This window comes from Bradyrhizobium sp. UFLA05-109 (assembly GCF_054185165.1).
In genome coordinates, this window is the sequence record NZ_JBBIAR010000085.1 from 26,407 (window position 1) to 38,393 (window position 11,987).

Annotated in this window: 9 protein-coding genes; 3 read left to right on the forward strand and 6 right to left on the reverse strand. The window is 64.0% G+C overall.

All coding sequences use genetic code 11. The features are described 5' to 3' along the window. Window positions 1–7: 7 nt before the first annotated feature. The 3 genes from Q3C01_RS39300 to Q3C01_RS39310 all read right to left on the reverse strand — a co-directional run bounded on the left by Q3C01_RS39300 (window position 8) and on the right by Q3C01_RS39310 (window position 3,160). Complete coding sequence (locus Q3C01_RS39300; protein ID WP_458150689.1) at window positions 8–994, reverse strand: tripartite tricarboxylate transporter substrate binding protein; 987 nt, start codon at window positions 992–994, stop codon at window positions 8–10. Between the two features lie 139 nt (window positions 995–1,133). Next, the gene (locus Q3C01_RS39305) at window positions 1,134–1,925 is read right to left on the reverse strand and encodes an enoyl-CoA hydratase/isomerase family protein (protein WP_458150690.1); all 792 of its coding nucleotides are present in this window, start codon (window positions 1,923–1,925) and stop codon (window positions 1,134–1,136) included. A gap of 35 nt (window positions 1,926–1,960) precedes the next feature. Then, window positions 1,961–3,160: a pyridoxal-phosphate-dependent aminotransferase family protein gene (locus tag Q3C01_RS39310; protein ID WP_458150691.1), complete on the reverse strand. Its 1,200-nt coding sequence runs from the start codon at window positions 3,158–3,160 to the stop codon at window positions 1,961–1,963. Between the two features lie 183 nt (window positions 3,161–3,343). Between Q3C01_RS39310 and Q3C01_RS39315 the strand changes: the two genes are divergently transcribed. Both Q3C01_RS39315 and Q3C01_RS39320 read left to right on the forward strand, forming a co-directional pair. Next, entirely contained in the window at window positions 3,344–6,352 is a 3,009-nt protein-coding gene (locus tag Q3C01_RS39315; protein ID WP_458150692.1) for an FAD-binding and (Fe-S)-binding domain-containing protein, read from the forward strand. After that, the gene (locus tag Q3C01_RS39320; protein WP_458150693.1) at window positions 6,345–6,773 is read left to right on the forward strand and encodes a GlcG/HbpS family heme-binding protein; all 429 of its coding nucleotides are present in this window, start codon (window positions 6,345–6,347) and stop codon (window positions 6,771–6,773) included. The genes Q3C01_RS39315 and Q3C01_RS39320 overlap by 8 nt, the downstream gene beginning before the upstream one ends. 502 nt (window positions 6,774–7,275) lie before the next feature. Here Q3C01_RS39320 and Q3C01_RS39325 read toward each other — a convergent pair. From Q3C01_RS39325 to Q3C01_RS39335, 3 genes are all read right to left on the reverse strand, one after another. Then, window positions 7,276–7,464: a hypothetical protein gene (locus Q3C01_RS39325; protein ID WP_458150694.1), complete on the reverse strand. Its 189-nt coding sequence runs from the start codon at window positions 7,462–7,464 to the stop codon at window positions 7,276–7,278. Between the two features lie 522 nt (window positions 7,465–7,986). Continuing rightward, window positions 7,987–8,769 (reverse strand): enoyl-CoA hydratase/isomerase family protein, encoded by a 783-nt coding sequence (locus Q3C01_RS39330; protein WP_458150696.1) that lies wholly within the window; start codon window positions 8,767–8,769, stop codon window positions 7,987–7,989. A gap of 138 nt (window positions 8,770–8,907) precedes the next feature. Further along, complete coding sequence (locus Q3C01_RS39335) at window positions 8,908–10,998, reverse strand: molybdopterin-dependent oxidoreductase (protein WP_458150697.1); 2,091 nt, start codon at window positions 10,996–10,998, stop codon at window positions 8,908–8,910. 213 nt (window positions 10,999–11,211) lie between these two features. On the opposite strand from Q3C01_RS39335, the gene Q3C01_RS39340 reads away from it, so the two are divergent. Beyond that, on the forward strand, window positions 11,212–11,987 hold a 776-nt coding region (locus Q3C01_RS39340), incomplete at its 3' end, for a tripartite tricarboxylate transporter substrate-binding protein (RefSeq protein WP_458150698.1).

The window sequence follows — 11,987 nt, forward strand, 5'->3', positions numbered from 1 at the left end:
AAGGTGGTCACTTCGCGACAAAGCCCGCTTCCATCATCAGCGATTTGTTCAGCGCGTCGTCCTCCTCGAGGAACTGTACCATGTCCTTGCCGGTGAGGAAGATCGGCTTGAGCGCCTGCTTCTCCATGTAGTCCTTGTACTCGGGAGTCTGCGTCACCTTCTGGAAGAGGTCGGCGTAGAAAGCCTGCTGCTCCGCCGTGACCTTGCCAGGCAAGAACATCGCGCGCAGCATCAGGTACTGAATGTCCAGCCCCTCCTCCTTGCAGGTCGGGATGTCGTGCCATGACTGCGTCTCCGTGACCTTGGTGGTGTAGGAGATGCGTTCCTTGTCGAATACGCAGAGCGCCCGCACCTGGCCTGCGCGCCAGACTTCGAGATTTTCGCTTGGGTTGTTGACGTTGGATTCGGTGTGGTTGCCGACGAGCTGGGTCGCGGCCTCGCCGCCCGATTTGTAGGGCAGATAGGAGAATTTCGCGCTGGTCTTCTGCTCGAGGAAGACGGTCAGCACGTGATCCTCGCGCTTGGAACCGGTACCACCCATCTTGAACGGGGAGCTTGCGGCCTTCGCCGCCTCGATGAACTCCTTCACCGATTTCGGTCCCGCAGCATTGTCCCACAGCACGAACTGGTCGAGCGCGATCACCGAGACCGGCGTCAGCTCGCGCCAGTTGAACGGGATCTTGGCAGACAGCGGCAGCATGTAGATCAGCGAATAGGCAATCAGCACCTTGTTCGGATCGCCCTCGCTGGACTTCATGTACATCAGGGCTTCGGCACCGGAGGCGCCACCCTTGAGCGACACCACCATCGGCTGCTTCATCAGATTGTTCTTCTGGATCGCGGCCTGCATCATCCGCGCCATCTGGTCGGAGGCGCCGCCCGCGCCGGCTGCGACCACGATCTCGACCGGCTTGGTCGGCTCCCAGCCGGCGAAGGCCGGCGCACTCAACAACAGGGCCGCCGCAGCTCCGACGGCCTTCACTGGAAATCGCACGAGTTTCGTCCCCTGTTTCTTTTTGGCTTTGTAATGCCGGGAATTATCGGCGCATTGTGCGGAGGAATGCTGACGAGTTCAAGCAGGCGGGCATTCAGCCGCATATGACTTTCGGCTGAGGAAGGCGCGAGGGGGCGCCCTACTTGCCCTTCCAGTTCGGCGTGCGCTTGTTGAGGAAGGCATCCATGCCTTCACGAAAATCTTCGCTCATATAGGCCTTGAGGATCAGGTCCTCGCCCTCCTCGCGCGACAGCGTGCGGCGGATGCGGCGCACCGCCTCCTTGGTCGCCTCCAGCGTGAGCGGCGCGTGGCTTGCGACGAGCCTGGCAGTCTCGTCGGCGCGGCGCTGAAGCGTCTCGACGTCAGGCACGACCTCGTTGAGCAGGCCGAGCGCCAGGGCCTCCGGTGCCTCGACGAGGCGCGCCTTGAAGATCAGGTCCTTGGTGCGGGCCGGTCCCACCAGCGAGACGACGCGGCTGATGTTCGACATCGACAGGCAGTTGCCGAGCGTGCGCGCAATCGGAAAGCCGATGCGCGTGGATTCCGTGCCGATGCGGATATCGCAGCAGGCCGCAATGCCGGCACCGCCACCGGTGCAGGCCCCCGCGATCGCCGCGATGACTGGGACGCGGCATTGCTCGAGCGTGCCGAGCACGCGATCGATCCGCGCCTCGTAGTCGAGCGCGTCCTGCGCGGTCTTGAAGGCGCGGAACTGCGAGATGTCGGTGCCCGAGGCGAACGCCTTGTCGCCGGCGCCGGTCAGGATCAGCGCCTTGATCGAACGATCTGCATTGATGGCCTGGCAGATCTCCGCCATGCGCTCATACATGGCGAAGGTCAGCGCGTTGCGCGCCTGCGGGCGATTGAAGGTGATGCGCGCAATGCCGTCCGTGACGGAATAGAGCAGGTCTTCGGTCACGGGTGCGTTCATCGCGCGCTCTCTTTCTTCACTTCAGTCAAGTTGGTTCAGGCGACTTGAGCCTTGGTCATCGGCACCACGTCGCGTCCCTTGAGGACGTCCATGGCCGCCAGCACGCCGCCGCTCCGATGCGGGACCTGTGCAAGATCCAAGCCCATCTCGACGCCGGACAGCGTGCCCATCAGCATCAGGTCGTTGAAATGGCCGATATGGCCGATCCGGAATACCTTGCCCTTGACCTTGTTCAACCCGGTGCCGAGCGACATGTCGAAGTTCTCGAGCACCACTTTGCGGAAATTGTCGGCGTCATGGCCCTCGGGCATGCGCACGCCCGTGAGCGCCGGCGAATGCGCGTTGGGATCGGCGCACTGCGTCTCCAGACCCCAGACCTTGATCGCCGCGCGCGTCGCGGCGCTGTGGCGCTTGTGGCGGATCCAGACGTTCTCGAGCCCCTCCTCTTCCAGCATCTTGACCGCCTCGCGCAGGCCGAAGAGCAGGTTGGTCGCGGGCGTATACGGGAAGGTGCCGGCCTTGTTGAAGGCGATGACCTCCTGCCAGTCCCAATAGGAGCGCATGCCGGGATTGCTTTTCGCTACGGCCAGCGCCTTTTCGGAGACAGCGTTGAAGCCAAGGCCCGGTGGCAGCATCAGGCCCTTCTGGGAGCCTGCGACCGAGACGTCGACGCCCCAGGCGTCGTGTTCATACTCCATCGAGCCGAGGCCCGAGATGGTATCGACCATCAGCAATGCCGGATGCTTCACGCGGTCGAGGATCTTGCGCACCTCCGAGGGCGGCGTCACGCAGCCGGTCGAGGTCTCGTTATGCACGACGCAGACTGCCTTGATCTTGTGCTGTTTGTCGGCGGACAGGCGCTGTTCGATCTCGGCCAGATCGGCGCCATGGCGCCAGTCGCCCGGGATGAAGTCGACGTCGAGCTTGAATTTGTCGGCGATGCCGCGCCACAGCACGGCGAACTGGCCGGTCTCGCACATCAAAACCTTGTCGCCGGGCGAGAGCACATTGACCATCGCCGCTTCCCAGGCGCCGGTTCCCGACGAGGGATAGATGATCACGGGCTGCTTGGTGCGAAAAACCCGCTGCATCGCGGCCAGGACGGCAAAACCGATCTCGGCGAACTCCGGGCCCCGGTGGTCCAGCGTCGGCATATCCATCGCCCGCAACACCCGGTCGGGCACGTTGGTCGGTCCTGGAATTTGAAGAAAATGCCTTCCAGTGTGCACGGTCATGGGCGTCCTTCCCGGTCTTTAGAGTCTGCCTTGGAGGTCCTCGGCGAGCCGCTCGCATATCACTATTCGCCCGGCTTGTCCCCCGCCTGCGGAGGCCCGTCAATGCGCAAGAAGCAGGGCTCGCCTTGCCAAGCCGGCGGACCCTAGGCAAGACGTCCCGGTGAAGACAGCGAGAGCGGACCCATGACGGCTGAGGCGGCCGAAAAAACCAGAAAATCGGCCCAAAACGGTGGCTTGGCCGCGCGCCTGGCCCGCGAAATCACGGGCGATGTCCTGTTCGATGCCTTCAGCCGCGGCCGCTACGCGACGGATGCGTCCTTCTACCAGATCATGCCCTTGGGCGTCGTTGTGCCACGCAGCATGGACGAGGCGCTGCGGGCGCTGGCCATTGCCCGCAACGAGGGCCTGAAGGTCACCCCACGCGGCGGCGGCACCTCGCAATGCGGCCAGACCATCAATGACGGCCTCGTTGTCGACGTGTCGAAACACCTGAACCGGATCCTCTCGCTCGACGTCGAGAACCGCACTTGCGTGGTCGAGCCCGGTATCGTGCTCGACGATCTCAACCGCCAGCTCAAAAAGCACGGCCTGTGGTTCCCGGTCGACGTCTCGACGGCGTCACGTGCCACTATTGGCGGCATGGCCGGTAACAATTCCTGCGGTGGCCGCTCGCTACGCTACGGCACCATGCGGGACAACACGCTGTCGATGGAAGCCGCGCTTGCAGATGGCACGATAGCTGACTTCGGCGAGGTCCGGCGCGACCTCAGCGGCGTGAGGGCCGGCGACGATGCGCTGGCGCTGTTCCGCGACATGCTCGATCTCGGCGCGCGTGAGGCCGACGAGATCGCGGACAGGTTTCCCAAGGTGCAGCGCCGCGTCGGCGGCTACAACCTCGATGCGCTCACGCCGCGCAACGCGCCGAACAACATGGCGCATCTGCTCGTCGGCTCCGAAGGCACCCTCGCCTTCACCACCAAGGTCGAGCTGAAACTGTGGCCGGTGATCCGCAACAAGGCGCTCGGCGTCTGCCATTTCGGCAGCTTCTACGAGGCGATGGACGCCGCCCAGCATCTGGTCAAGCTCAAGCCGATCGCGGTCGAGCTCGTCGACCGCACCATGATCGCGCTCGGTCGCGACATCGCGATGTTTCGCCCCATCATCGGGGCCGCCATCAAGGGCGATCCCGATGCGGTACTGGTGGTGGAGTTCGCCGAAGAGGACCAGGCGACCAATCTGCAGCGCCTGAAGCAGCTCGCCGAGCTGATGGGCGATCTCGGATTCGGCTGGACGAACGACAAACGCAAATGGGGCGGCGTGATTGATATCACCGAGCCTGCTTTGCAGAGCGGCATCGCCGATTTCCGCGCCGCCGGCCTCAACGTCATGATGTCGATGAAGCAGGAGGGCAAGCCGGTCTCCTTCGTCGAGGACTGTGCCGTGCCGCTGCCGCACCTCGCCGACTACACCGCGCGGCTGAACGAGGTTTTTGCCAGGCACGGCACCAGCGGCACGATGTACGCGCACGCCTCCGAAGGCTGCCTGCACGTGCGCCCCGTCCTGAACCTGAAGCTGGAGAAGGACGTCAAGGCGATGCGCGCCATCGCGGAAGAAGCCTTCGCCATGGTGCGCGAGTACAAGGGCTCGCATTCCGGTGAGCATGGCGACGGCATCGTGCGCTCGGAATTTCACGCGAGCATGTTCGGCGAGCGTCTCGTCGCGGATTTCAAGGAGGTGAAACAGCGGTTCGATCCCGACAACGTCCTCAATCCCGGCAAGATCGTCGATGCACCGAAGATGGACGACCGCTCGCTGTTCCGCTACCGGCCGGACTATCGCGTCACTGAATTGAAAACAAAGCTCGACTGGTCCGCTTACCCCGGCGCGGGCGGCGGTTTTCAGGGCGCGGTCGAGATGTGCAACAACAATGGCGCCTGCCGGAAACTCGAGGGCGGTGTGATGTGCCCATCCTATCGTGCAACGCGCAACGAGAAGGACGTCACCCGCGGCCGCGCCAACACGCTGCGGCAGGCGATTTCCGGCCAGCTCGGCCCTGATGCGCTTTCCTCCGACGAGATGATGGAGACGCTGAAACTCTGCGTCTCCTGCAAGGCCTGCCGCCATGAATGCCCGACCGGCGTCGACATGGCCAAGATGAAGATCGAGGTGCTGGCAGCGCGCGTCGCTTCTCACGGTTTGACGCTGCGCGATAGGTTGGTCGGCTATTTGCCGCGCTATGCGGGTATCGCCTCGCGCTTCGCGCCGCTTGCGAACCTGCGCAACCGCAGCGCTTTGCTGCGAAAGTTGCTCGAGCGCTTTGCCGGCATCAGCGCGCGCCGCGCCTTGCCCGCCTTCCGCAGCGATGTGTTTGCGCCGCCCGCGGAGGCGATCGGACCTGTGGATGGCCGCGAGGTCGTGCTGTTCACCGACACGTTCAACCGGATCTACGAACGCGAAAATCTGGACGCAGCGCTGCGAGTGCTCGTCGCAGGCGGCTATCGCGTGCATCTGCCAAAGCCCGTCAGCGGCGCCCGGCCGCTCTGCTGCGGCCGGACGTTCCTGTCCGCGGGTCTCGTCGAGGAAGCGAAGGCCGAGCTCGACCGTCTGGTTGCGAGCTTCGCCCCGTTTGCCGCGCGGGGCGTGTCGATCGTCGGCCTCGAGCCGAGCTGCCTCTTGACGCTGCGCGACGAGCTGTTGTCGCTGCGCAAGGACGATGACGCCAAGGCGGTCGGCGCCCACGCCCTCACCTTCGAGGAGTTTCTGGTGCGCGAGGCGGAAGCCGGTCGCCTGCAACTGCCGCTCGGCGCGATCGCCGAGAAGGCACTCGTACACGGCCATTGCCACCAAAAATCCTTTGGCGCCTTCAAGCCGGTCGAGCAGGTCCTGCGCCTCGTTCCCGGCCTGAAGGTCGAGACCATCGAGTCGAGCTGCTGCGGCATGGCTGGCGCCTTCGGCTACGGCGCGGACACCTACGATGCCTCGATCGAGATGGCCGAGTTGTCGCTGCTGCCGGCCGTGCGCGGTGCGGACCAGGCGACGCTGGTGGTCGCCGACGGCACCTCATGCCGGCATCAGATCCACGACGGCAGTGCGCGCGACGCCCTGCATGTCGCGCGCGTGCTCGCCATGAGCCTCGATCGCGCCAAGGCCCATCCAACGACCTCATCACACAAGGACATTCCAAATGGCTGAACTCACCCTCGACACCGCCCGCAAGATCCTCGATGCCGCCTTCGCGAAGGCAACCGAGCTGAAGCTGAAGCCGCTCGTCGTCACCATCCTGGATGCGCGCGGCGTCCTCAAGCTCGCGGCTGCCCAGGACGGCACCAGCCTGATGCGCGCGGAGATCGCCCACGGCAAGGCCTATGGCGCGCTCGCGATGGGGATGGGCTCGCGCGCCCTGTACCAGCGCGCCCAGGAGCAGGCCTATTTCATCGACGCCGTGAACACCATCGCCAAGGGGGCGCTGGTGCCGGTGCCCGGCGGCGTGCTGATCCAGGACGGCACCACCCTGCTCGGTGCCGTCGGCGTCTCCGGCGACACCTCGGACAATGACGAAGCTTGCGCCGTCGCCGGCATCCAGGCGGCCGGGTTGAAGGCGAACGCAGGCTGAGACTGCCCGGCGGGCAAACACCCTAGCCCGGATGGAGCGAAGCGTAATCCGGGAAGGTCCCACCGGCTGGCGAGATACCCCGGATTGCGCTTCGCTCCATCCGGACTACCAGACTTGCCGAGTGTTCAGGGACGGCCAAACAAAAACTCGAAAACAACCCCATGCAAAGTAGCCGAGGGCTCCGGCTCACCCTGCTGATTTTACGAAATCGATTGACACGTCGGGCAAATCAGGGGTAAAACGTCACCATCGGAAAATCCGTAGTACTTGGCACCGTCACCCTGAGGTGGCCGCTTCTTCAGCGGCCCTCGAAGGGCGACTGCCCCGCTCTCGCCGCGAGGACGTCGCATCCACTCGCCTATTGAGTTCGAAACCGCGTTCGCAAACAACGCGCGGTAACGCATCGTGACAACCCCACCGTCACGATAATTATCGTGTCTCACTTCAGGGGTGCAGTCCAGCACTGTCACCGTAACTCCTGTTGTCGCTTCGCGACCTCAGACTATCGCATCCAAGCAGGCTTGGCTCCCAACCGGCCGCTCCACCCCCAATCGCGAAACATTTCTTGAAATGATGTCAGGTCAAACTCTTCGTCCGGCCGGGGCTCGTCGAGTACCGAGCAACCGTAGCCAGCATCCAGCAATTCCTGAACATGGCCGCGAATTTCGTCGTCAGCGCGAAACAAGAGCATTCCGTTAGGGGCTCCAACATCTGCAATTCGCGCAACCGTAACGACGGCTTGACCGCTCGGCAGCACGAGCCGAAACCCTAGCTCGGCCCGCAAGCCGAGCGCAGAGCATGCTCGCCAAACCCTAGCCGCTAGCTGACTCACGGTAGTACGTCCACAATTGGAATATGATCAACGGGGCCGACGTGAGCATGATGCTGTTGGGAGTGTGGTCCGCCCCTCGCATGGGCCTCCGGCCCTCGAACTTTAGCCTTCGGGAAGGGGTCAACTAGTTCCCGGTTCAGATCCTTGTACGCTTGCATATCTGCGGATGTCATACCGAGACGTTGTCCATTTTTGCGATATCTACGAGAGCTTGCTTTTCGCCGCAAGGACGTCGCCATGCGCGGATGCATCCGGGCCGTTCATCCTTCGAGGCTCCCGGCGCAGTGCGGACGCACTGCGCCGCTCGTACCTCCAGCGACAATGGCTTCGCCATTGCGCGGGGATGACGGAACTCACAGCGCGATCACGTCATTTCTTCCATCACCGTCCGGTCCAGGACGGCTTGCGCTTTTCGCTGAACGCTTTGAGACCTTCCTTGGCGTCCTCGGTCATCGCGAGCAGTGCGATCTGGCTCTCGGTGTAGGCGATGCTCTCGTCGAACGACATCGAGGCGATGGCGCGCATGGCGTACTTGCCGCGGCGGATCGCGGTCGGCGACTTGTCGACGATACGGCCGATCAACCAGTCGACCTTGGCGTCGAGCTCGGCCGCAGGCACCACGTGGTTGAGCAGCCCCGCCGCTTGCGCTGCCCTGGCATCGAACGGTTCGCCCGTCAGCGCCCATTCGTTGACGAGCCGCGGCGGCGCGATGTTCTGCAACAGGCTCAGCACCTGCATCGGAAACACGCCGACCTTCACCTCGGGCAGGCCGAAAATGACGTGATCGGCGGCGATCGCCATGTCGGTCATGCACAACAGGCCCATGCCGCCGGCCATGCAGACGCCACCGACGCGCGCGATCGCAGGTTTCGTCGCATCCTGCGACAGGCGCAACAGATCGGCGTAGTCGACGTTGGGCCTGGAAAAATCCATCGCGAAGGCGGCGCCGGAATTCTGCAAGTCGGCGCCGGCACAAAAAGCCTTGTCGCCCGCGCCCGTCAGCACGATGACGCGGACATCCTTGTCGTCATGCGCATCGCGATAGCCCTTGGCGATGCCGGCGATCACGTCGCCATTGAGCGCATTGCGCTTCTCCGGCCGGTTGATGGTGATCCAGAACGCCTGCCCGCGCTTCTCGGTGATGACGCTTGTGTTGTCGGTCATGGCACGCTCGCTTGTTGGCTTCCGCTTGCAAGCCATTTGCGGCAGGTCGGACGACGGGCGCAAGCGCAATCTACGACATCGCGCCGCTTTGGCGCCTCGACACAACTTTGCGCCGCGATGGAGGCAGGAGCGCGCGCCTCAGGCGGTGACGGCCTTCTTCAACCAGACCTTGTTGTCATGGAACGGCGCGCCACCGATCGGCGCGATCGTGTCCGCACCGGTCAGCACGTTGATGCCGCGGCCGCCGATGTGATTTTTGTTCGGATGGACGGATTCCGCGATCAGCACGCCGCGCTGCACGCCGTCGAACAGCGTGGCTATCAGCGTCGTCTGGCCGCGGGTGTTGCCGAGCGTTACGGCATCGCCCTCGACGATGTCGAGCGATGCCGCATCCAGGGGATGGACCATCACGCTCGGCTTGCCTTCGCGAGCCTGCGAGGACGGCGTCTCGTTGAAGGTCGTGTTGAGGAAGCTGCGCGCGGGGCTCGTCGCAAGCCGGAACGGATGGTCCCGGTCGGCCTCTTCGATCACGGCCCAATGATCCGGCAGCGATGGCATCTTGTCGAAATCGCCCATCATCAGGCCGAATGGCGGATGCGCCCAGTCGGCCTTGAAGTGGAACTTCTTGTCGGCGTGCCCAAAACCGTCAAGAAAGTGCGAGGTACGGAAATCCGGCTGGAGATCGCGCCAGATATCCGCCTCGAGCGCCTCGACATCGCCGTGGCCGCTCAGCTTCAACGTCGCGTCGATCAGTTCGCGCGACGACATCTCGAAACCCCGATGGTTGGCGCCGAGCCGCGGCGCCAATGCCTGCAGCACCTCGTGGTTGGAGCGGCACTCACCGGGCGGGTCGATCAGCTTAGGGCCCACCGAGATATGCTGATGGCCGCCGCCGTAATAGAGGTCGTCGTGCTCCATGAACATGGTCGCCGGCAGCACGATATCGGCCATCTGCGCCGTCTCGGTCATGAACTGCTCATGCACCGCCACGAACAGATCCTCGCGCGCAAAGCCCTGGCGCACCAGCACCTGCTCAGGCGCGACCGTCACCGGGTTGGTGTTCTGGATCAGCATTGCCTTAACCGGACCCTTGCCCTGCAATGCCTCGGCATCACCGGTCAGGATGCGGCCGATCTGGGACTGGTCGAGCGCGCGCGTATCGCGATCGATCGCGTCATGGCCTTCGATGATGGATTCGTCGAAGTGCCACAGCGCGTAATTGTTGAAGAAGGCACCGCCCCCTTCATATTGCCAGGCGCCGGTCACCGCGGGAATGCAGGCCGCGGCATGCATCTGGGCCGCGCCGTTGCGGCTGCGGCTGAAGCCATAGCCAAGGCGGAAGAAGGTCCGCTTGGTCTCGCCAACCGCCTTCGCAAAGGCCTCGATCTCGGCGACCGGAACGCCGCAGATCGCGGATGCCCATTGCGGCGTGCGCGTCTTCAGATGCGCTTCGAGCTCACCGGGACAATCGGTGTACTTGTCCATATAGGCGCGGTCGGCATAGCCATCGCGGAACAGGACATGCATGACGCCGCAGGCGAACGCGCCATCGGTGCCGGGACGCAGGATGATCTTGATGTCAGCCTGCTTCATGGTGTCGTTGTTGTAGATGTCGACCGCGGCGATCTTCGCACCGCGCTCCTTGCGGGCGCGGGAGGCATGCGTCATCACGTTGACCTGCGTGTTGACCGGGTTGGTGCCCCAGATCACGACGAGGTCGGAGACACCCATCTCGCGCGGATCGACGCCCGCGATCTTGCCGGCGCCCACCGCGAAGCCGACGCGCGCGACGTTGGCGCAGATCGTCGAATAGAAGCGGGAATATTTCTTCACATGCGTGAGGCGGTTGAGGCCGTCGCGCATCACCAGTCCCATCGTGCCGGCGTAGTAATACGGCCAGACCGCCTCGGCGCCGAACTCGCGCTCGACCGCATTGAAGCGATGCCCGATCTCGTCCAGCGCCTCGTCCCAGGAGATCCGCGCAAACTGGCCCGATCCCTTCGGCCCCGTACGGCGCATCGGATACATCACCCGCTCGGGGTGATGGATGCGCTCGGCATAGCGCGCAACCTTGGCGCAGACGACGCCCGCCGTATAGGTCTGCTGTTTCGAGCCGCGGACGCGACCGATGCTCCGGCCTTCGATGACTTCGACGTCGAGCGCGCAGGCCGACGGGCAGTCATGGGGACAGGTGGAGTGACGGATCGCGATCTTGGCGTGCTGGTTCATGGGCAACTTCGTAACACCAAAGCACCGGCCAGCCGAGCGCATTTATCCGGGAATGCCCATGCAAATTGCTGGGGCCGACGCGGCCTGTTCCCGGCCCGGCCACGCGGGAAACCGCGCGATATTCCCGTATCGCTCGACTTTGTGAGGCGTCGACAGCGGGCTTGGCCGGTCGCTACAGTGCACGCCAACAAGAACGACATCAGGGAGGCGGGCATGACAGGCCCAAGATTCGTGCTGGCATTGGCTACCGGCCTGCTGACCCTATTCTCTGCGCCCCGCGGCTTCGCGCAGGACTATCCCACGCATGCGGTCCGGATCATCGTCCCCTTCGGCGCCGGAGGACCCGCGGATGTTGCAGCGCGGCTTATCGGAAACGTGCTGCAGGAAAGTTTTGGCCAGCCCTTCGTGATCGAGAACCGCACCGGCGCCGGCGGCGTCATCGGCACACTGGAGGCCGCGAAGTCGCCGGCCGACGGCTACACGCTTCTGATGATGTCCAACACCCAGACCGCTAACGAATCGCTGCTGACGCCTGCGCAGCGCAAATACGATCTGATGCGCGACCTCGCACCGATCGCGCCGGTGAACTATTCCGATCTGGTCATCGTGGTTCATCCGAGCGTAGAGGCGAAGTCGCTCCCAGAGTTCATCGCGCTTGCCAAGTCGCAGCCGGGCAAGCTGAACTATGCGTCATCGGGACAGGGCACGCCCTATCACATGGCGGGCGAGCTGTTCAAAGCCATGGCCGGCATCGACGTCGTGCATGTCCCCTATCGCAACAGTGGCGAGGCGCGCAGCGGTGTGATCGGCGGACAGGTGCAGATGATGATCGACGCGGTCCCGGCGATGGCTCCCAACGTCACGGAGAACCAGGTGCGTGCGCTCGCGACCACCGGCAAGGAGCGCTCCGCAGTGCTGCCGAACGTTCCCACCGCAGGCGAAGCCGGCGTACCCGGCTATGAAGCAACCATCTGGCTCGGCCTGATGGC